Below are 23,262 nucleotides of genomic sequence, written 5' to 3' on the forward strand. Positions count from 1 at the left end.
ACCCTAATAATCATTTTTCGGAGGTGGTGGAGCTAAAACTTCACGATTGCCATTGTTACCAGGTGAACTTACCACGCCTTGTGTTTCCATAGATTCAATAATTCTTGCCGCACGGTTATAGCCTATTTTAAACTTTCGCTGAACACTAGAAATAGAGCCACGTCTAGTCTCTGTGACAAATGCAACCGCCTCATCATAAAGCGCATCAATGTCTTCTTCTGATTCAGAGCTTTCACCAGGTAAAAGTACTTCGCCACCTTCGCTTGATCCATTCAAAATGTCATCAATATATTGAGGTTTTCCACGGGCTTTCCAATCACCGACAACTTTATGTACTTCATGATCATCAATAAATGCACCATGTACACGAATGGGAACCGATGTGCCTGGTGGCAGATACAGCATATCACCCATTCCAAGCAGTGTTTCAGCGCCTTGCTGATCAAGAATTGTACGAGAGTCAATTCGAGACGACACTTGAAACGCAATACGCGTTGGAACATTAGCTTTAATGAGACCTGTTATCACATCTACAGATGGTCGCTGTGTCGCAAGAATAAGGTGTATACCAGCGGCACGGGCTTTTTGTGCGATTCTAGCAATAAGTTCTTCAACTTTTTTCCCAACAATCATTATCATGTCCGCAAATTCATCGACGATAACAACAATAGAAGGTAGTTTTTCTAAATCTGGAGCGTATTCTTCAAGCCCATCGTTTGGCTTCCAAAGCGGATCTTTTATTGGCTCTCCTTGCTCTTTCGCCAATGCTATTTTGCTGTTATAACCTTTTAAATTTCTCACGCCTAACGCTGACATTAGCTTGTATCGACGCTCCATTTCCCCCACACACCACCGTAGTGCGTTAGCGGCTTCTTTCATGTCGGTAACTACATCACATAATAAGTGTGGAATTCCTTCATAAACTGAGAGTTCGAGCATTTTTGGGTCAATCATGATGAAACGAACATCATCGGGAGATGATTTATACAACAAGCTGGTGATCATTACGTTCACACCAACAGACTTACCAGAGCCCGTAGTACCAGCGACAAGTAAATGTGGCATTTTCCCTAAATCAACAACAACGGGTACTCCTGAAATGTCTTGTCCAAGAACCATCGATAAGTTTGATGCACTGTCCTCAAATATTTCACTGTCTAAAACGTCACGCATAAATACGGTTTCACGGAATTTATTTGGAAGTTCAATACCTACATAAGGTTTGCCTGGAATAACTTCAACAACTCGTACACTTTCAGATAACAAGGAACGTGCTAAATCTTTCGATAAATTGGTAATTTTAGATGCTTTGATCCCTGGAGCTAACTCAAGCTCAAAACGTGTTATCACAGGTCCCGGAGAAACACTGACAACTTTGGCCGTGATATTAAAATCGGCAAGTTTGATTTCAACTAAACGTGCGACTTGATCCAATTCTTCTTGGCTAATTGGATTTTTCTTTCGATTAGGCACGTCAAGCAAGGTTATACTTGGTAAAGGCGGCATGTCTTTTCTTGAAATGATTTCTTCTTGCCCAGGCAAAACAATAATGCCATCTACAACTTGGGCTTTATCACTTTTAGGGACAAGTTCAGTTTTAGTTTTTTCTAAAACTTCATCATTTCCTTCAACTAGGGCTGTAAAACTATCACCTAATTCATCTAATACTTCTTCAGAGTGATTATTACCAAAAGGAGTATCTAAGTTTGGTTCTATTTTTTGTTCTGTATAAAATTCTTCTTGCGTCGAACTTTCAGAATTTTCTCGGCGTTGACGGACTTTAGCCACGATAGACATAAATCCATTGGCATCTTCTGATTGTTCCCTTCGTTTAAATTTTGATGGCAGGCTATACAAAAATTTGCTGAATGTAATCGTTCCGTGTCCAATACTATCAACAATTGTAATAATACTGATGCCTGTAAAAAGCGTAAAACCAGCGATTAAAAAACATAACAGAAGCAATGTTGAACCTAGGTGACTAAAATAACTCACCATTATATGACCTATTACATTCCCTGCGAGCCCGCCTGCAGAAAATTGGTATACGTCCTCAGCATTCATGCTGGAGAGAGCGCCGATGCTTAATAACGCTAAAAAGAAACCAATTAAACGCAAAGCTACTGTAAAATAATCAATCTCGATGAGCCGATAAGCTCTTTTGAAAAGCAACCAGCCGAAAGCTGCAATCATCATCGGAATAAAAAAAGCGACATAGCCAAAAAAATAAAGTAAAACATCGGCAACCCATGCGCCGACAGTTCCACCTAAATTATCCACTTTTCCTTGATAACTTGATTGGCTCCAGCCTGAATCCATTGGGCTATAACTTGCTAAAGCAATTAAGACAAATGTTGCTATCATGCAACATAGAATCAAACTTCCCTCAAGTAACCTTTGTACGCCAGTTAGCTTTGAGACATCTTTTCCCTGAGACAAATTCACGCGCCTTTAATCGTTTGTAATAAAAAGAAGCTTAAAAATATAAGCAATAACATAATAATTATCTTTAAAGATACCAGAATCCAGCTTTTTGTGCAGTCATCAGATTGCTTTAGTTAAAAAATAAGGGAGCCAAAGCTCCCTTTCATCTTTTAGAAATTAATAATTAATCAATAGTTGGATCAATTGCAATTCTATTTGTTTGTTTTACTTCTTCCATTACAACATAAGTTCTTGTATCTGATATAGAAGGCAACTTTAGTAAAGTTTCACCAAGTAACTTTCTATAGGCAGACATATCAGGAACTCTTGTTTTAAGTAGATAATCGAAATCTCCTGAAACTAAATGACACTCTTGAATTTCATCTAACACTTGTACCGCTTTGTTAAAATTATCAAAAACATCTGGAGTATCTCTTGTAAGGGTAATTTCAATAAAAACGAGTAGAGAGGCACCAAGATAATGTGGATTTACTAAAGCAACATATCCATTAATGTAACCTTGTTTTTCTAATCGTTTTACTCGTTCCAAACAGGGAGTAGGACTTAAGCCAACACGTTTTGATAATTCAACATTAGAAATGCGACCATCGGTTTGTAATTCGTTAAGAATATTGCGATCTATACGATCCAAGTCTTTTATAGGACTTTTTTTATTATGTGACATATATTAAACCAGCTTCCCCTACGTGAAAGGTGTTTTATGCTGCTAAAGGGGAAATTTTAGTAACATAAACTACAACGAGAATACTATACTAAATATCCCTGAAAGAAGCACGTCAGGGTTGACTAAAATAACAACATTTCCCAAAAAAAATGGGAATTTATGCAATTCGAGGCTCAAAAATGATTATTGGTGTTCCAAAAGAAATCAAAAACCATGAATACCGTGTGGGTATGGTACCATCTAGTGTTCATGAGTTAACTTTGAAAGGACATGATGTATTTGTACAGTCTACGGCTGGAGACGGAATCGGCTTTACAGATCAAGACTATATGAATGCTGGTGCTGAGATTTTACACTCTGCTGAAGAGGTCTTTGCAAAAGCTGAGATGATCGTAAAGGTAAAGGAACCTTTAGCAGTTGAACGTGCTATGTTGCGTCAAGATCAGATACTTTTCACCTATTTACACCTTGCTCCTGATCTTCCTCAAACTGAGGATTTAGTCAAAAGTGGATCTGTATGTATCGCATACGAAACTGTGACGGATGATCGTGGTGGTTTACCATTACTCGCTCCTATGTCTGAAGTTGCTGGCCGCATGTCAATTCAAGCTGGAGCTATGGCTTTAGAAAAATCTGCTGGTGGCCGCGGAATATTACTTGGCGGTGTTCCAGGTGTTGAGCCTGCAAAGGTTGTTATTATTGGTGGAGGCATGGTTGGTGTTAATGCTGCTCAAATGGCAATAGGGCTAGGTGCTGAAGTAATTATATTAGATCGCAACATTGATGCACTGCGCCGCATTAATGTTCAGTTCGGTTCTCGTGTTCAAGCGGTCTATTCGACTGCTGACTCTATCGAGCGTCATGTCTTAGATGCTGACTTGGTAATTGGCGGAGTGTTAATCCCAGGAGCAGCCGCTCCAAAACTCATTACACGCAGCTTAGTGAGTCGTATGAAACAAGGCAGTGCTATTGTTGATGTCGCAATTGACCAAGGTGGTTGTGCTGAAACGGCAAAAGCCACTACTCACCAAGATCCAACCTATATCGTAGATGGCGTTGTGCATTATTGTGTAGCAAATATGCCTGGTGCTGTTGCTCGTACATCTACATTCGCCTTGAATAATGCAACACTTCCATACATTATCAAGCTCGCTAACCTTGGTTACAAAGAAGCATTAAAATCAGATAAGCATTTAATGAATGGTCTTAATGTCATGCACGGCAAAGTAACAATAAAAGAAGTTGCTGAAGCTCATGGCTATGAATACGTACCTGCAGAAAGCATGATCTAAATATTCATTTATATTGTTAATAAGTGAAAAAGAGAGCTAAGGCTCTCTTTTTCTATTAGAGCAATCGCTATTTTACACTTTACCCCTCTAAATAAATTCCATACAATCGCTTCAATTTGCTAATGCACGGAGAGAATAATGAGCCAAGCTCGTCACTGTAAACTTTTGATTCTGGGCTCAGGCCCTGCGGGTTATACTGCTGCTGTTTATGCCGCTAGAGCTAACTTAAACCCTGTAATGATCACAGGTATCCAGCAAGGTGGTCAATTAACTACGACCACTGAAGTTGAAAACTGGCCTGGGGATGCTGATGACCTTACGGGACCAGCGTTAATGGAACGTATGCAAAAGCATGCTGAAAAGTTTGATACCGAAATTATTTTTGATCACATCAATGAAACTGATTTAAGTCAGAGACCTTTTAAATTGAAAGGCGACTCTGGTGAATATACTTGTGATGCATTAATTATCGCAACAGGTGCTTCAGCCCGCTACTTGGGACTTGAGTCTGAAACAGCATTCCAAGGCAAAGGCGTATCTGCTTGTGCTACTTGTGATGGCTTCTTTTATCGCAATCAAAAAGTTGCTGTAATTGGAGGCGGAAACACTGCTGTTGAAGAAGCACTTTATTTAAGCAATATCGCTTCTGAAGTACATGTTATACATCGTCGTGATACATTCAGATCTGAAAAAATCTTAGCTGATCGTATGATGAAAAAAGTGGCTGACGGAAACATCACTTTGCACCTAAATCAAACAATGGATGAAGTTGTTGGTGATGACATGGGTGTGACTGGTCTTAAGATGAAGAGTACCAGTGATGGTAGTATTTCTGATTTAGAGGTTGCTGGTGTTTTTGTGGCTATTGGACATAGCCCAAATACAGGTATTTTTGATGGTCAGCTTGAAATGAACAATGGTTACATCAAAGTTCAAAGCGGCTTACAAGGTAATGCAACTCAAACTAGTGTTGAAGGCGTTTACGCTTGTGGTGATGTAATGGATCAACATTATCGCCAAGCAATTACTTCTGCTGGAGCAGGTTGTATGGCCGCTTTAGATGCTGAGCGTTTCTTAGACTCTCAAGACTAACCCAAACACAACTAGTAAAAAAGCGACTTTAAAAAGTCGCTTTTTTATGATTGAGTTAAGCTAATACCATAAGTAGTGGGCTAATTTAGTGGTAGGCATGAATATCAATCCCAAATTCTACTCGATTGATTAACAAATCTATTACCGTATCGTGCATACTTTCTAACTTAGAAAAACAAATCGTTCTATTAAATACCATGTCAATGGCTGTTTCTTTTACTCCATCTTCCCAAGCACGCTTAACATAATGAAGTAGAAATGTTTTTTCGGGCACTCAGAGTTGGTACATAAACCTAGAAACATTAGTTGACTGCGTTCTCAAGCGTAGAAAAAATGGCTGATAGCAAGCTATAACGCAGATAGCAGTCATTTTAGCAAGCTTGTGAGCGTAGAGCATTTCACTCATTGGATGAAAAACATGATAATAAAATCATCGTATTGCTCAAACAGTTACTCGTATACTCAGCGTTCAACTGATGTTTTTAGGATAAATTTCTTTGCTGCCCCTTTGGGCTTTTTCGTGCTTTTGATATTGAAGTACTTTGACAGTGAGGGCATTGAACATCTACAGAGTGACGCATGATATTCTCTAAAATAAATGAAACTAGAGTGCAACTATAATAGATCAATTCACTGCTTCAGCCCACTACCGACTCGCTCAATACTATCATTCCTGAGTTGAATTTATCCTCGATAAACTCAAGTCCAAATTCATCTTTGAGAAAACTTATCATTCCATTTTTTAAAGTATTATAGCCATGGTATCCAGTTATGATCGATGTTATTTTGGGTTCATTGTTTTTTTTGTGGTAACAAAACAATAGTTTTGCGAAAGCTAATGGAACACCTCGAATATGTGTTCCATCCCCTGAATGTTCTTCGAAGATTTTATCCATATGCAAATCGATACAATGATTCATTAAGCCAACATTTTTTTTATATATTCCTTGTGTTACCCCTTTGTCAATCATGCTTGCGAAATTATCTTTTTCAAGTGGCGCAAGTTGAGCATGTATTTGTGAAAGAGTATTCATGTTACATTTATTCATTATTTTTTCTAAATACCATATTCCAGTGTCAAATCCCTTAGCCTTAATACATATTTTAATAAAGGCATTGTAAATGGCAACATCAGGCTTGATGCCCCACTGCTGCATTAAGCTGTCTGTAGCAGTATCGTCATCGCACAACACCAATGATTTGGCTTCTGTAAAATGCTCCATTTCAGTGCAGGCCGTCAGTAAATTCAGGCAAGTGATTCGATTGGCTATTAATGGCAAATGAGGTGCCATCACGGGCTTATCACCACACACCAGTTGCCAAGCACTATCAAACTGGCCCGTTTTAGCGCATACCGTGATAAAGGCATTGTAAATGGCAACGTTAGGCTCGATGCCCCATTGTTGTATTAAGCTGGCTGTATCTGCATTGCCCAACACCAATGATTTGGCTTCAGCATAACGCTCCATTTCAGCGCAGGCCGTCAGCAAATTCATGCAAGTGATTTGATTAGCCTTTAATGGTAAATGAGGTGCCATCATGGGCTTATCACCACACACCAGTTGCCAAGCACTATCAAACTGGTCAGTTTTAGCGCATACCGTGATAAAAGCATTGTAAATGGCAACATCAGCCTTGATACCCCATTGTTGCATTAAGCTGGCTGTAGCTGTAACTGTATCACCCAACACTAATGATTTGGCTTCTGCATAACGCCCCGCTTCAGCGCAGGCAGCCAGCAAATTCATACAGGTGATTTGATTGGTTTTTAATGGCAAATGAGGTGCCATCATGGGCTTATCACCACACACCAGTTGCCAAGCACTATCAAACTGGTCAGTTTTAGCGCATACCGTGATAAAGGCGCTGTAAATGGCAACATTAGGCTTGATGTCCCATTGCTGCATTAAGCTAGTTATAGCTGTATTGCCATCGCCCAACACCAATAATTTGGCTTCTGCATAACGCCCCATTTCAGCGCAGGCAGCCAGCAAATTCAGGCAGGTTATTGAATCTGTCTTTAGTGGTAAATGAGGTGCCATCACGGGTTTATCACCACACACCAGTTGCCAAGCACTATCAAACTGGCCAGTTTTAGCGCATACCGTGATAAAGGTGCTGTAAATGGTAACATTCGGCTTGATGCCCCACTGCTGCATTAAGCTGGCTGTAGCTGTATCGCCCAAAACTAATGATTTGGCTTCTGTATAACGCCCCGCTTCAGCGCAGGCCGTCAGCAAATTCGTGCAGGTGATTGAATCTGCCTTTAGTGGTAGATGAGGTGCCATCACAGGCTTATCACCACACACCAGTTGCCAAGCACTATCAAACTGATCAGTTTCAGTGCATACCGTGATAAAGGCATTGTAAATGGCAACATGGGGCTTGATGCCCCATTGTTGCATTAAACTGTTTGTAGCTGCATCGCCCAACACCAATGATTTGGCTTCTGCATAACGCCCCGCTTCAGCGCAGGCCGTCAGCAAATTCGTACAGGTGATTGAATCTGCCTTTAGTGGTAAGTTAGGTGCCATCACGGGTTTATCACCACACACCAGTTGCCAAGCACTATCAAACTGGCCCGTTTTAGCGCATACCTTGATAAAGACGCTGTAAATGGCAACGTTAGGCTTGATGCCCCACAGTTGCATTAAGCTAGCTGTATCACCATCGCCCAACACCAATGATTTCGCTTCTGTAAAACGCTCCATTTCTGCGCAGGCAGTCAGCAAATTCAGGCAGGTGATTTGATTGGCTTTAAATGGCAAATGAGGTGCCATCACAGGCTTATCACCACAAACCAGTTGCCAAGCACTATCAAACTGGCCAGTTTTAGCGCATACCGTGATGAAGGTGCTGTAAATGGTAACATTCGGCTTGATGCCCCACTGCTGGACTAAGCTAGCTGTATCACCATCGCCCAACACCAATAATTTGGCTTCTGCATAACGCCCCGTTTCAGCGCAGGCCGTCAGCAAATTCGTGCAGGTGATTGAATCTACCTTTAATGGTAGATGATGTGCCATCACGGGCTTATCACCACACACCAGTTGCCAAGCACTATCAAACTGGCCCGTTTTAGCGCATACCGTAATAAAGGCATTGTAAATGGCAACATTAGGCTTGATGCCCCATTGCAGCATTAAGCTGGCTTCAGCTGCATTGCCTAGCACCAATTCTTTGGCATCTGAAAAATTTAGATTTAACTTAATTAATTTCAGTAATAGGATGCATGTTTTCGCTTCATAGGACGATTTAAATCGTGTTATGTCATTAAAAACGCCGTCGAAATTAGATGAACGGCTGTCAGAAAACTCAGCCGCTTTGTGTAACAATTTATGAATTAACCTTATGTCCCATGATGTTTCCATGACCTGTTTGTCGTTATTTAGGCTGTGAATGATTTCAATAAGCTGAGAAAGTTTAGTGCAACCACCAATTAATGCATTTAACTCAATACCCAGTTGATTTTTGCTTCTCTGTTTAAGTTTCCAAGAATGAATAAGCCCACTGGTTTGAGTAAAAAAAGAATTAGGGGAGGAAGATGGTTGCTGTATTTGCTTGGGATACTGAATGCTCGATTTTGGAGTAATGGATCGGGGCTCAGTTGCAAAGCGTCGGCAAGCATTACTTGGCTTCTTACAATAATGAGCATCTTGTGTACAAGAGTTAAAGCGAGTCGACGATGATTTATTGTTGAAAAAATCATACAGCTTTTGTCTATTGGTTTTGCTTAACCTTTGATAACACTGTTGTAAGTTTTCATCACCATCAAACCTTGAAACCTCAAAGTTCAGATAGGATATGGCTTCGCTTGGGTATTCTTGGAGACTTTTGAGCATGAATCTATATATTGATTGTTGCTCAGCAGGTGTGCGCACTGTCGCCATCACATTACTCAATAAGTGAGTGAATTAACAAGCTAAGAAATAACGCACTGAAATGATAAATACAAAAATATTCAGCTTTAAGGCATTCTATAAATGTATAACAGAAAATTATCTACTGAACAGAGGAGCCGTTTCATAACTCATAGTTGCCCTTCAGACTCAAAAATAATGAAATTGAACGTGTATTGATTTTATCCCTCCTTTGCCAACTTGGTCGGCTGGCGCACGTCCATTGGTGAGTCTGTTCTGAACATTAACTAACTCGGCTTTGCACGTGCGACGTGATGTCGTATGAAGTGCTGTTCACCGCTTAGAGTGAACCGTCTGTATCACCAGATGCCCCTAAGGTTCTGAATAAAGCAAGCGAGCCTAACAACGTAACAAAGTCTTTCTTTTAGACGGGAAAATAATCGTGAGAGGACGTTCCTCCTGATAACCACATAAATCGGGTGAGTGCTAGGGAGTCAGTATGATGAAGTAAGTGAATCCACACAGTGCGACGTGAAGTCGTATGAAGCGTTGTTCACCGCTTAGAGTGAACCGTCTGTATCACCAAATGCCCCTAAGGTTCTGAATAAAGCAGCGAGCCTAACAACGTAACAAAGTCTTTCTTTTAGACGGGAAAATAATCGTGAGAGGACGTTCCTCCTGATAACCACATAAATCGGGTGAGTGCTAGGGAGTCAGTATGATGAAGTAAGTGAATCCACACAGATGCGTAATTTCACAAACAGCGGAAGTGGTTTATACGCTGTAGCCAAAAGGCAACGAGAGCAGGAAAGAAATTTACGTGTGTTCTTTCGTGATCAACAAGCTCTCCGCATTATAGTGGGCATCTAACCTGACATCACGTGTCATACGGAACACGGTAAGCCTGTATCGCTCCCTTTGGGAAAGCTGACTGCAAAGCCAGCCGATAGCAATGCAGGTAAAGGAGGCTGGAGAAAGCAAATGCTGCATTGTAATGATGCAGATACAGATTTATATCTGACACGAAAGTGAGCCCACTTCCAGCTGGTATCCCGTTGCAAGAAAAGTTGAAGAACTTTATTAATGGAGAAACGCAAATGATGACCTCATATGGGGTTAGTGCCTCTCCTGACTGTAATAAATGGAATCCATTATGCTGCAGAGATTAAAGCTTCAAGTGTGTATTGCAAAGGTAACTCTTTGTAGTTGCCGGGTAACGTTGTACGCCTCAGTGGAGGCTTGAGCCGTATGCAGTGAAAGTTGCACGACGGTTCTGAGGAGAGCGGCATCTGGCAACAGGTGTCGCTTATCCGACCAAAACAGTTTATAGATGTCTCTTTAAATTATAGCGGCAACATATCTATTTGCGATAGAACCCTCAAGCGAATATAGATCTTCAGACGTCACTTAGAAAAAACATGAAAGATGATAGACCATAGAGTGGGTTAAAACTTTTGATGAAAACTAGACGAAGAATTGAAACAATAATAGGTTAGCTTATTCAATACGTTGATATTGAAAGGATTAACTGCCGTGATTTATGGCATCACACCAGTCGAATGAGTAGGATGATGTGGGTGTATTTTTCAATATTAAAGCTGGTGAGGAAGCTATGCAGTTTGAAGGTATGCTCACCGACTACATAATCACACATCGGGTATGCAGTATGATTAAGCCTTGTTTAAGTTTATAGTAGTAAAAAACACTTTATGTTGAAATAAGTTCTCCATTTATATGCAAAAATTCTTTGGAGTCTTTGAAATGTCAGCAGGTTGCGCATTTTCGCCTACTTTAGCCCATAAGTTTTTTGAACATGGTAATTCTGTTTCACGCCTCACTGATGAAACCATGTTCAATGGCAGTCATGGTATTGCTTGTTCAAAGGATGGTTGCGTGTATAGAGTGTACCTTGACAAATCCCTTTATGTTAACCGTTTTTTTGAAATTGACGTTGTGAGTTTTAAACAAGTGCATCAATCTCGTCTTACAGGGGGGGCTCTTGAACAAGTATTTTTGGTTACTGATAAACATCGGAGCCTAACAACACAGGCACTTATACAGTTTCATCAAATTTTTAACTGTTCGTATTTGAGTATAGGCGGATATAAAGTAGATTTAAGCTTAGTATCTGAAGGGCTTAGGTTAGGTAATATAAAACATGAACAAGATTTAGATGACATTAAGCTTAAACTCGAGAAGCATTTTAGGCGTAGGCCTTTGGAGTCGAGGTATGAGATGATGCTAAATACTAACAATAATTCTGTATATCAGGCATACGAATCACAATTTTCGAGTTTGACAAATTTATTTGAGACTCTCGGCTTACTGTCTAAGTTGCAACCACCAATGTGCGATTACCAAAACATACTTGTCCTAGGCTCGACAGTGCAAAATATGCGGCAAAGATTAGAGTCTTTAAAGCAACAAGAAATTTGTTACGAAAACGTATTTATTTTAGTTGGCAATAGAAAACTATATCAGAGCGAGCGGAGTTTTATTGATGAGAGATCAGCTTTAAAACACTGTAATGCAGCATGTGATACAGAGTCAGATGCAGCAAGCTGGTTGATAAAGCATCAAGGTTATGGCTTTTTTTTTCCTAATATAAAAGTTATTACAGCTGAAAATACCTACGAAAATGGCAAAGAGCGAACCGCAAATACAGGAGATACGATCAAGGCTTTTTTGAAATTGAAGGCTGATACTACGAATACTTTAGTAGTCAGTACACAACCCTTTGGAATCTATCAATGTCAATATGCAAAAAATGAATTTATGGAAGCAGGGAGAGATCCTGATATTAATGTGCTAGCTGATGTGCCATTAGTTTCCGCAACAGAACAAGAGAAAATAAAGATTTATTTTAATACTCTTGATTCTATTTTTAGGGTGCATAGAAGTGAGAAAAGCCATTAAGAAAATTAGGTTCTGTCGCATATTTGCAGCCTAAAAATTGCTCAGCTTGATGTTTTATATCGAACCCTATATTGCTTTTTTGAAGTAACATTCGACAAATCTAAAAATAATCAGAACCTAGAAGTGTCATGTTGAATGATTTTGAGTAAAAGCACTAACTAGGTTCTATCCAAAATATGTGCTAGTTGCATCTAAATTATTTAGATTTCAACTGGCTACTATTAATCCGTATAGTTGAGGAAAAAAATCTGGGGTTTGGGCTTACACTCCAAATTACAGTAATTAAATGCTCAACTCTGAGTTATGTCTGTGCTAAAAGTGCAATCGAAATTGATGAAGACATAGTTGTTACCGACATACACAGCTGTCGTTATTACATTGCTACGTCAAGACAATTTTGAGAAGTATTCTTTATAAACCAAAGTGAGCACATATAAGCTCCCGAAGGGCATAGCTAAAGGGTTCCATTACTGCGTTACAAGCACTTGAATTATCCCGACAAAAGCACTAAGTGCGTTAATCGCCAGCTTTGTATGGCGGCCGTAGGGAATATAGTACTTCGAGCTTGCGCCTTGCACTGAAACCCTTTAAATCTTGCTGAGTGAGAGATTAATTACTGTAATTGGTATAAAACTTAACTTTCTTTCAACTCTGCTTCCAATTTTATTGCTACAGCATCAGGAGTTCCACTATTCCGAGCAAACAAACCGTAAGCTGTTGGAACTACTAATATCGTAAACATTGTCGCAAGCATTATTCCAAACAACACTACAACACCAATTACAAAACGCGTTTCAGCACCAGCTCCAGTTGCCAATACTAATGGTATAGCTCCTGCTGCTGTTGTGATACCCGTCATTAAAATGGGTCGTAATCTTTGAGAGGATGCCGTTATGATGGCTTTTTCAAACTCAACACCTTTATCTCTTAATTGGTTTGCAAATTCGACAATTAAAATTCCGTTTTTGGCCGCTAAGCCAATCAACATAATAATACCAACTTGACTATATATGTTTAAACTTTGCCCCGTAAAATATAAACCTAACAAAGCCCCTAAAGTGGCTAATGGTACAGTTAACATGATAATTACAGGATGTATGTAACTTTCAAATTGAGCGGCTAATACTAGGAATACAACCCCAAGTGCCAAGATAAATACAAAATAGATTGAGCTTCCAGATTCCTGAAAATCGAGAGATTGCCCCTTATAGCTAACTACAGCTTCAGCGGGAAGGTACTCTTTTGCCAAATCATTTAAATATAACAGTGCTTCACCAAGAGAATATCCATCTGCTAAATTAGCTTCTAAAGTAATCGATCTTGTACGGTTGTATCGGTTAAGCGAACTGGCATCTGCAAACTCTTCAACAGAGACTACATTCGATAAAGGTATCAGTTTACTTGTCGTATCGGATCGAACATAAATATTTTGTAAATCATCAGCAGTGTTTTGCTGTTTCCTCACCCCTTCAAGTACGACATCATACTCTTTACCTTCTCTCATGAACGTAGTCACTAAGCGAGAACCCAGCATAGTTTCTAAAGTACGACCAATGTGCGAAATAGAGATCCCAAGTTCACTAGCCCTTTCGCGATCAATAATCACTTTTAGCTGAGGTTTTGTTTCTTGATAGTCATGATCTAAACCAATCAAGTTTTGGTTTTCTTTGGCTTTTTCTATAATGATATCTCGCCAATAAGCAAGTTGTTCGTAATCTGGCCCACCGATAACAAACTGTACTGGCTTACCTACTCCGCGACCAAAAGCTTGACGCATTATCGGAAAAGCTCTAACACCTGCTAAGTCTGAAAGTCTTGCTCGAATATCACCAATTATGGCATTAGCTGGTCGGCGATTTTTCCAATCCTCTAAGACAATGATTGCCATGCCATTAGAAAAGTTTGCAATTCTGCCAAACCCTCTAGGTGCACGAATAAGTAGGCGTTTAATATCACCAGAATCGACTAATGGCGTTAAGCGTTTCTCAATTTCATCCATATATTCTTCGATATACTCGAAACTTGCACCTTGAGGGCCGTTCACTATCAGAAATAACGAGCCTCTATCTTCCCTCGGCGCAAATTCTTGCGGGACTTTAGTCACAAGAATGGCACTGAGCCCAATAGCAATGACAACAATGATTGACGTAAACAATGGTCGATTCAGCGAATACCTAAGTATGACTTGATACTTTAAGATGAGGGCATTCATCATTGAATCGATTTTTCTTACTAGCCACGGTTCTTCCCCTACTGGCTTCAATAATTTTGAACACATCATTGGGCTAAGTGTTAGTGCTACAACACTGGAGAAAAAAACAGCGGCACTCATTGTTATCGCAAACTCTTTAAATAATTTGCCTAAATCTCCTTCAAGGAAGGTTATCGGCAAGAATACGGCAATTAACACGGCTGTAGTAGCAATAACAGCAAAGGAAACTTCACGAGCTCCAAGGAACGCTGCTTTTAAGGGGGAGTCGCCCTCTTCAATTCTTCTATGAATGTTTTCGAGCATGACGATGGCATCATCCACTACCATCCCGATAGCTAAAATCATCGCCAGTAAAGTAAGTAAATTAATACTGTAACCGAGTGCATAAAGCACAATAAAAGTAGCTAGCAACGAAACAGGTACTGTTAATGCTGGAATTAAAGCGGCTCGAACACTACCAAGAAATAAATAAATAACAATAATTACTAGTGTTAGCGCAATAAATAAGGTTTGGTAAACTTCTTTAACCGATGCTTCGATAAATACTGAACTATCATAAGATCGTTTAATCGACATTCCCTCTGGAAGGGTTGGATTAATAACATCAATTAAGTTGTTAACCGTTCGTGCAACGCTTAATGTATTCGCTGTCGACTGTTTAGCAACACCTAAACCAATCATGGCTTGACCGTTACCACGAAACATTATCCGTTCTTCTTCTGCTGCAACTTGTAAGTCTGCTACATCACCCAGTTTGATAAGGTAGCCATCATCACCTGTTTTTAGCACAAGCTTGCTAAAATCTTCAACCGTAGAAAAACTTCGCTCTACTCGAACAGTAAACTGTCTATCTTTTGACTCAATTGACCCTGCTGGTAATTCGACATTTTCAGAACGTAATTTATTTTCGATATCAGAAACCGTTAAATTACGTGCCGCTAATGCTTGTCTATCAAGCCATATTCTCATTGCATAATCTTTACCGCCACCAACACGAATGTTCGAAACGCCATCAACAACTGATAATCTATCAGTCAAATATCTCCGAGCGTAATCTGTCAGTTGAATTGTTGTCATCTTCTCAGAAACTAAATTCAACCACATTATTACATCATCACCGCCTGAAGCTTTTTGTACTTCAGGTGGTTCGGCCTCTTCAGGTATATTATTTAGCAGTCCTGATACTCGATCTCTTACATCATTCGCCGCGCTGTCAATATCTGTATCGACATTAAACTCTAATGTTATAGAAGAGCGACCGTCTTGACTTGATGACGTAATGTGTTTTATTCCTGACACACCACTAATACGGTTTTCAATTATTTGAGTAATTCTGCTTTCCACCACAGCAGCACTAGCACCACGATAATTAGTACTGATTGAAATAACTGGTGGATCAATATCTGGGTATTCTCTTAACGGCAGTTTATCGAAAGCAACTAAACCAAAAACAATAAGTAGTAAACTGATTACTGATGCTAAAACTGGCCGCTTTACTGAAAGATCTGTCAGGATCATACGCTCAACTCCTGATTAGATTTACGCTTGAAACTGAAGCTTTCTTCGTTTTCTGGCTTCACTTTATCACCCGGTCTTACTTTTAAAATACCTCGAGTAATGACTCTTTCACCAAGCTTTAAACCCGATGTTATTTCGACGATGCCAAGCTTACGTAACCCGATATTAACTTGAGTTTCAATAACCTCATCCTTTTCATTGACTTTATAAACATAATGCCTCTCTTGGCGAGGAATGATCGCAGATTCTGGAATAACAATTGTGAGTTTTTCTTGTTTAATGAGTTTAACCTTCATCAACATTCCCGGTAATAACTTCATTCCAGGGTTTGCTAATTCTGCACGAACAGAGACGGCTCTAGTGCTGGTGTCTATTCGACTATCGATAGACTTAACTGTCCCAATGAAAACCTCATCAGGGTAAGCTACTGCAGTCGCTTCAACACGTTTTCCCGTCATGAGCATTTGTACATAGCGCTCTGGAACTGAAAAATCGAGTTTCATCGTAGAAATGTCGTCTAAGGTAGTGATTTCGGTTGAAGGTGTAAGCAATGAACCTACGCTTATGTTTCTTAAGCCTAATTTTCCATCAAACGGTGCTCGAACTTGCCTATCAGTGACTTCTGCATTAGCACTATCGAGTTCAGCCTTTGCAGTTTCAATTTGAGTAATCAGACGGTCTTGTTCTAATTCAGCGACTGACTTTTCACGAACAAGCGCCTTAATCCGATTAAATTCTCTCGTACTATCCTTTAATTTTACAGTAGCAATTTGAACATTGGCTTTTTGTTCTGCATTGTAAAGTTGAACTAATAAATCTCCTTTTTTAACCATGTCGCCATCGTCAAAATTTATATCGCTCACAACTTGAGTCACTTTCGATGTAACAATAATTGATTCTCGGGCTTCAAGACTCCCAAGTGCTTCTATTTCATCATTTAGTTTTTTCTGGGTAACATCTTCAACAACAACACGAGTCATTGGACGCTGTTTTTTATTAATCTTTTTTTCTGTTAATGTGAGTTGGACCCCTGCAATTATGGCTATAACTACACTGACTAGAATTATTATTTTTTTCATTAAATATCCAGATTGGACAAGGCTTATGAGCAGAGTTTACTTGAGAAAAAGTCTCCATCAAGGGGTTTTACTTTTCCTTACAATTATCAACAAATGGAAAACATCGAGTAGGGTGAGGCGTTAATGCCCCATCCCTCTCACAGAACCGTACCTACGGGTCTCTTATACGGCTCCTGCTTAATTTTATTCAATTACTTTGTACTGAGCACATAGCCCGTTCGTACTTCTTCAAGATTGTATAGCCCCATCTCTGCAAACCATTTATTCGGCATTGCATAATGAGAGAGTGGACTACTTGCGTTCTTCCACTTCATCATTTGAATGAACTTAAACCTAAATAAATCGGTTGAACGCACAATTTAGCTTTAATCTATTGAAGTTAAATACAAAACTAAACAACCCTAATTCACCCATCAGGTGAGTGCTGAACATTCATATACTTGCCAAAATCACTGCTAGCTGCGTTATAAATTTTGCAAGTAGAAACGAAGTAACGACAGTTTTGTATGTCGGTAACCACTACTTGCTGCTATTCATGCCTTGCTATCAGTAATTTTTTCTGCGTATATAAACGCTCCCAACCGATTTATTTAGGATGATAGAGCTGACTGAGTATATGGCGTTGCGCTATTTCGCACGCTTACCTCTCTATTATGCCGAATCAAGTTCGCTTTCGCTGTGTACCTCTAACTTCCTATGGCTTCCTTCAGACCTTGCCGTTAGCCCGCAACCCCCTTGCCATTCGGATTATCTTCCCCTCAGTCTGGGTGATACAGGCTTCTTTCTGCCTGTCGGGTTTGCCAGCTTCGCTGGGCAAACAAAAAAAAGGCGCTAAAAGCGCCTTTTTTACAAAATTAAACTTATTTCGAAAAGTCTAACCTCGATTTTCTTCCATCAACTTAGAAAGTGCAGGACCTACGCTATTAATCACCTCTGTGCTTAATGGCTCGTTTTCTTTGTCTCTTAGTTTAATGATTGATGTATTGTCATCGCCTTCTTCAACTGTTATGCGATAAGTTCCATCTTCAAGAAGTAACTCATGGTCGTCTCCCCAAAGTGAACTCCAAAAACCTTCGTTATTTTTGAATTCAACAAAATACAGGCCTTTACTCGTATCTATATCAATAATTTCGAAACCAACTTCCGGTAAGACAATTCTTAAACGCTGCCAAACTTTATCGAATGGTGCATTGGAAACCCAATGAGTATCTTCTGAAGTGCTAATCACCTTAGTAGCAATACCTAATGAACGGGCTTTACGCTTCGCCTTTATTAAAGCTGTTCTTTCAGTACTAAAATATGATATAGCGCTATTTAGCATATCAATTGTGTATCGGCGTTTATCTTCACCGCTTAACAGTATTTTTTGTTCTGCACCATTATAATTTTCTTGATGATCAATTAATTTAATTGTTATATCACCTGTTCTACCATGAGGCTTAACATTTACGATAAATTCATAACGTTGTTTAAGATGATAGACTTTATCAGCTCCCCACATACTGGATTCAATTATCTGACTTTTTTCAATCCAGTCAGTTTCGAAGCTAATTGGGTTGTCAGCCTTTTTGAGAATGGTAATATCACGTTTTACAAAAAAACTTTGAAGCGTAGAGATAATTTCAGATTTTAAGTTTATGTCTGGGTCAATAGACTCAACAACAACTTTAATATTATCAGCTCCCTCAACAACTCTTGTACCTTCCGCAGTTGCTAACACTTGAAGCGGCGGGCGGATATCCAGCATCGATCCAACATGCTTACCTTTAGTGGCTACAACTGAAGGTATTTTAAATTCATCATTATAATCTGGATCTTTTAAACCTTCTGGTATCACCAACTTACCTTCTGTTTTAGCGTTAAGATATTCATGATCACCATTTGCTTGACGACGGTCGAGTGGTGTTGAACACGCTGTAATGGTCGCTATCAGGACCACAGGTGATAATTTTTTAAACATTAATTAGTTAACCTCTATCTGGGCTTTTTCCATTGCTTCTATTAGCAGACCATGATTTACCTTAGAAAGTTCAGTCAAAGGTAAACGAATATATTGATTTTTTATTATGCCCATTTTACAAGCAGCCCACTTAACAGGAATTGGGTTTGCTTCGATAAAAAGTGATTTATAAAGCCCTTGCATCAAAATGTCCAGTTCATCAGCTTTAATCACATTTCCCTCTAGGGATGCGGAACACATTTTTTTAAACAAATTGGGAACAATATTATTCACAACTGAAATAACGCCTTGCCCGCCTTCCTGAAGGAAACGCTTGGCAGTGCCATCATCACCACTTAATAAAACAAAATCATCCCCACACAGTTGCCTTAACTGCGAGACACGAGCCACGTCACCAGATGCTTCCTTAATTCCAATAATATTCGAAATCTTTGATAAAACCGCTACCGTTTCAGGCAACATATCAACAGCAGTACGACTAGGAACGTTATAAAGTATTTGTGGAATATCAGTAACGGCCGCAATAGACTTAAAGTGTGCGATTAAGCCTGCTGGAGAAGGTTTATTATAATATGGAGTCACACATAACATGGCATCAACACCAGTCAAAGCCAATTGTTTTGTTAGCTCTATAGCATGGGCTGTCGAATTTGCACCGTTTCCTGCTATCACTGGAACTCGTTCATTGGTATAACGCACTGTGTGCTTTACTATGGCAATATGCTCTTCAACTGTAATGGTAGTTGATTCACCTGTAGTGCCTACAACAACTATTCCGTCAGTGCCTTGCTCAATATGAAAATCAATAAGCTTTTCTAAATCATCATAATCAACCTGACCATCTTGAGTCATAGGCGTGATTAAGGCGACAAAACTTCCCTTAAACATCAGATATCCCCATACATTAGAGTTGCACTATGTTACTTATGGGACGATGTAATGACAAGCACAAACAAAGAGATAATAATGTGGTAGCATTGCAAACCGCGACTTAAAGCGTACAAGACATTATTTCATTATCGAGGTATTTAATGACCGAACATTTAGTTGTCACAGCTATGGGTACTGACCGCCCTGGTATTGTTAGTAAACTGGCTCGCCTTGCGAGTGACTGTGACTGCGATATTGTAGACAGTCGAATGGCCATTTTTGGCAATGAATTTACACTTATTCTTATGCTTTCAGGCTCTTGGTCTGCAATAACACGTATAGAAAGCAATATTCCAAGCTTGAGTGCCGAACTTGAACTGCTAACTGTAGTTAAGAGAACTTCAAAATATATTCAAACGAACTATGCCACAAGATTAGAAATAAGTTTTACAGGTAAAGATGAGCGTGGCACGATGAAAGCCATTACTGAATTTCTCGCCGCTAAGCATGTAGATGTTGCTAGCCTTCGCTCCCACGCCGAAGAAGATAACTTAAGCCAGCAAATTCAATTAACGGTTAATGTACCTACCCAGATAAACTTAAATGAATTACAAAAAGACATACACAGTTTTGCTGCCTCTATTTCACTTGTTTGTGAAATCACTCAGCAAACTGATATCAAAAAATAATTTTTAACAACTTAGGTAAAAATATGACAGCTTTAGAGCAAAACGATCAGGCTCCTCAATTTACATTACAAGATCAATTTTGTACCGAGCATTCGTTATCTGATGCACTTAAAAACGGACCTGTTTTAGTTTATTTTTATCCAAAAGCCAGTACTCCTGGCTGCACTGTGCAAGCTTGTGGCTTACGTGACTCAGTAAAAGCTTTAGCTAGCCATAATGTAACTATTTTTGGTATCAGCCCAGATCCAGTGGCAAGATTGAAAAAGTTTTCTGATAAACAAGAGCTCAATTTTACTCTGCTAAGCGATGAAGATCACAGCATTTGTGATAAATTCGGGATTTGGCAACTCAAAAAGTTTATGGGTAAAGAGTATATGGGCGTGGTGAGAACAAGCTTTTTAATCAACCAATCTGGTTATATCGAGCATGTATTCAACAAGTTTAAAACTAAAAATCACCATGAAGTTGTTTTAGATTATTTGAATCGCTAAGGAACGCCCTAGTAGTCACTCAATAATCAGCCATTTTAGAATGTTGTTAATAAATTTAAGCTCTCCGTAATCAAACCTTTATTGATTTCATTACGGAGAGTCTAAGTCAATATAGATTATTGTAATTGTCAGAACTTTGTGTCTGGTTAAAGTAGCCTACTCTACTTAAATAAAGTCATATTCTTTCATATCCACAACAGTACTTGTTTTAGCTTTTTGGGCTGCTTTAGCTTTTTCTGACTTTTTAAGTTCCTTTAACTGAATGATTTCAAATTCATCATTTTTCTTGTTATCTTGAGCAGCAGAACGTGTATCAGGCTTATTTACTGTGACTTTTGTTGACTGAGTTCTTGCTTTTAACAATTCAAAAGCTAGGTCACTATAATTAAAAGTTTTATCAGCTTTATGTCGGATTAAAATAACCGCAGCTTCATCAAATGTCGCGTTCAAATTATCGGTAGTACGATTCAATTCTCGTTGCATTTTATATATTGCTTTTCTAGCATCACTTCGGTGTTTAATGAAGATCCCGAAAACGGTCATTGTACTTAGCACTGCAAAAACGCCACCAATTGTTCCACCAACAATTGCCCCTAAAGTGATATCATCACCTTCTTCATCACTAGAAGAATTGGTGGGTCTAAGAGATTCTTCCAATGCTTCAATAGCATCCACAATTGCAAAATCATCGCCTGCTCTAATTTTAACTACTGGTGACAAACTGGGGACTACCCCTTCAAATAAACAATCATCATTTAAATGATTTCGTATATCACCCCAAAGGTAAATCTTTCCTTTATGAAGGATTTCTTGTGTTGCAGGAATATAAAGCCCTTTACTACCAAATTTAGGGTATAAAGAAGCCATGGTTTCACCAAGTGTAGCTGCATTTACTACATCACCCATATGGGGGATTTTTATATTGTCACTGTCGACAAAAAAATCAATTAAAGTATCATTAACTTCAGACAAAGTATCGACACAGGTAATACTTGGCGCATCTGCAGTTTGATTTTGCTCAACGATACCCCTAAACACATCTTCCAGAGAATCTCGGTCTATTGAAACAGCATTACCACGAGCCACTGCATCTGGAGCGAAATCGCCATTAATTTCTACAAATGACGTAATATTTTTCCATTTAATATAACTTCCTTCGAAATAAACATATTTTTCTGGACCAATACAAATAAAATTTTCAGTATTATTATCTAAAACATCAAAATCAAACTGATCAAATAATCCAGCAAGGTCAACAACTTCACCGTAAAGATGTCCTTGTAAAGGAAAAGCGTTATCTACCATCTTATCTAATCCGCATTCGCCGTTTGTTGTAACAAAAATGAAATCATCAGGATTAGTTGGTTCACAAAATTGAGTTTCATTCATTTCAGTATCGTTCATTTGTCGAACATATCGGCCAACGCTTCTTTGCGAGATAGATTTAGGTGATAATTGTTTATCTCCCATAAAGTTTGAAAACTTTTGGCCTATAACTTGTCCGCCTGCATTAAACAAAGCAGCACCTGATATTGAAAATAATATGTCACTAATTGTTTTTAGTACGACGTTTGTTTTTTTAGGCGGCGATAATTTGTCAGACACTTTTTTACCTGCATAGCCACCAGCTATACCTAAAATTGCTTGTGGAATTGATTTAGAAAATGAGTATGCTGCGGCAGTTCCTGTGAAAAACTCAGCCATTCTTCCACAAAATTTGGCATTTTTTTCTGTCATAAAGAAAAGAGAGCCTGCAGTTGTACACAAACCAACAATGTGTGTTCCTGCTCCGAGAGATGCCCCAGCATAAGCACCTACCGCAATGCCAGCAGGCCCACCGGGGATGCCTGCTATACCTCCAACAGCTATACCTGTGCCAACTTTATGTGCCGCTTTTGTAGTTGAGTTTTCGATTGTTCTTAAAAAACTTCCTGTTACTGAATTAATTGCCATTTATAAGTTCCTGTAGTAATTAAAAAGGTTTTATTTAAAAATGTGAGTTAATTTTTCATTAAACATTAATAAACCATTTATATTTATTTTTTGGAATTGCGATAGTTAACTTTTTAAATTTGGCTTTATAAATGAGCTTATTTGTTTGAGTTAATATATTCGTAGCTCAATAATATTAAAGGCTACACAAAGCATCATTTCTTTATAAAATGCTATCAACA

General features: G+C 39.0%; 13 protein-coding genes and 1 pseudogene. 5 read left to right on the forward strand and 9 right to left on the reverse strand.

Features of this window, described 5'->3' with window-relative positions; all coding sequences use genetic code 11:
* Nucleotides 1-3 precede the first annotated feature (3 nt).
* The gene (locus tag E2I05_RS11160) at nt 4-2,439 is read right to left on the reverse strand and encodes a DNA translocase FtsK (protein ID WP_121852731.1); all 2,436 of its coding nucleotides are present in this window, start codon (nt 2,437-2,439) and stop codon (nt 4-6) included.
* Between the two features lie 169 nt (nt 2,440-2,608).
* Nucleotides 2,609-3,109, reverse strand: coding sequence for a leucine-responsive transcriptional regulator Lrp (gene lrp, locus E2I05_RS11165; RefSeq protein ID WP_121852732.1), 501 nt, complete (start codon nt 3,107-3,109; stop codon nt 2,609-2,611).
* A gap of 179 nt (nt 3,110-3,288) precedes the next feature.
* On the opposite strand from lrp, the gene ald reads away from it, so the two are divergent.
* Complete coding sequence (gene ald / locus E2I05_RS11170; RefSeq protein WP_121852737.1) at nt 3,289-4,401, forward strand: alanine dehydrogenase; 1,113 nt, start codon at nt 3,289-3,291, stop codon at nt 4,399-4,401.
* A 138-nt stretch (nt 4,402-4,539) separates the two neighbouring features.
* The gene (gene trxB / locus E2I05_RS11175) at nt 4,540-5,493 is read left to right on the forward strand and encodes a thioredoxin-disulfide reductase (protein ID WP_121852733.1); all 954 of its coding nucleotides are present in this window, start codon (nt 4,540-4,542) and stop codon (nt 5,491-5,493) included.
* A 187-nt stretch (nt 5,494-5,680) separates the two neighbouring features.
* On the opposite strand, the pseudogene E2I05_RS23015 reads toward trxB, so the two are convergent.
* Both E2I05_RS23015 and E2I05_RS11185 read right to left on the reverse strand, forming a co-directional pair.
* A pseudogene (locus E2I05_RS23015) lies at nt 5,681-5,784 on the reverse strand (IS1 family transposase); the annotation flags it as partial.
* 347 nt (nt 5,785-6,131) lie between these two features.
* A complete protein-coding gene (locus E2I05_RS11185; protein WP_133309640.1) occupies nt 6,132-9,383 on the reverse strand; it encodes a pentatricopeptide repeat-containing protein in 3,252 nt (1,083 codons plus the stop codon).
* 1,731 nt (nt 9,384-11,114) lie between these two features.
* Here E2I05_RS11185 and E2I05_RS11195 point away from each other — a divergent pair.
* Entirely contained in the window at nt 11,115-12,269 is a 1,155-nt protein-coding gene (locus tag E2I05_RS11195) for a hypothetical protein (RefSeq protein WP_121854122.1), read from the forward strand.
* A 634-nt stretch (nt 12,270-12,903) separates the two neighbouring features.
* On the opposite strand, the gene E2I05_RS11200 is transcribed toward E2I05_RS11195, so the two are convergent.
* The 4 genes from E2I05_RS11200 to dapA all read right to left on the reverse strand — a co-directional run bounded on the left by E2I05_RS11200 (nt 12,904) and on the right by dapA (nt 19,926).
* Nucleotides 12,904-15,999 carry an efflux RND transporter permease subunit gene (locus E2I05_RS11200; RefSeq protein WP_121854121.1) on the reverse strand — a complete coding sequence of 1,032 codons (3,096 nt, stop codon included), beginning with the start codon at nt 15,997-15,999 and terminating at the stop codon, nt 12,904-12,906.
* Nucleotides 15,996-17,078: an efflux RND transporter periplasmic adaptor subunit gene (locus tag E2I05_RS11205; RefSeq protein WP_121854120.1), complete on the reverse strand. Its 1,083-nt coding sequence runs from the start codon at nt 17,076-17,078 to the stop codon at nt 15,996-15,998. The genes E2I05_RS11200 and E2I05_RS11205 overlap by 4 nt, the downstream gene beginning before the upstream one ends.
* Before the next feature lie 874 nt (nt 17,079-17,952).
* A complete protein-coding gene (gene bamC, locus E2I05_RS11215; RefSeq protein WP_121854118.1) occupies nt 17,953-19,038 on the reverse strand; it encodes an outer membrane protein assembly factor BamC in 1,086 nt (361 codons plus the stop codon).
* Between the two features lie 3 nt (nt 19,039-19,041).
* Nucleotides 19,042-19,926, reverse strand: a complete 885-nt coding sequence (dapA, locus tag E2I05_RS11220) for a 4-hydroxy-tetrahydrodipicolinate synthase (protein ID WP_121854117.1) — start codon at nt 19,924-19,926, stop codon at nt 19,042-19,044.
* 143 nt (nt 19,927-20,069) lie between these two features.
* Here dapA and E2I05_RS11225 point away from each other — a divergent pair, with 143 nt between their 5' ends.
* Together E2I05_RS11225 and bcp are read left to right on the forward strand one after the other, a co-directional pair.
* On the forward strand, nt 20,070-20,597 hold the full coding sequence (locus tag E2I05_RS11225) for a glycine cleavage system transcriptional repressor (protein WP_121854116.1): 528 nt from the start codon (nt 20,070-20,072) through the stop codon (nt 20,595-20,597).
* A gap of 23 nt (nt 20,598-20,620) precedes the next feature.
* The gene (gene bcp, locus E2I05_RS11230; RefSeq protein ID WP_121854115.1) at nt 20,621-21,088 is read left to right on the forward strand and encodes a thioredoxin-dependent thiol peroxidase; all 468 of its coding nucleotides are present in this window, start codon (nt 20,621-20,623) and stop codon (nt 21,086-21,088) included.
* A 165-nt stretch (nt 21,089-21,253) separates the two neighbouring features.
* Here the strand turns inward: bcp and E2I05_RS11235 are convergent, their stop codons facing one another.
* Complete coding sequence (locus E2I05_RS11235; protein WP_121854114.1) at nt 21,254-23,041, reverse strand: hypothetical protein; 1,788 nt, start codon at nt 23,039-23,041, stop codon at nt 21,254-21,256.
* Nucleotides 23,042-23,262: the final 221 nt, after the last annotated feature.

Origin of the sequence: Parashewanella spongiae (genome assembly GCF_004358345.1) — a bacterium.
Taxonomy (GTDB): Bacteria; Pseudomonadota; Gammaproteobacteria; order Enterobacterales; family Shewanellaceae; genus Parashewanella; species Parashewanella spongiae.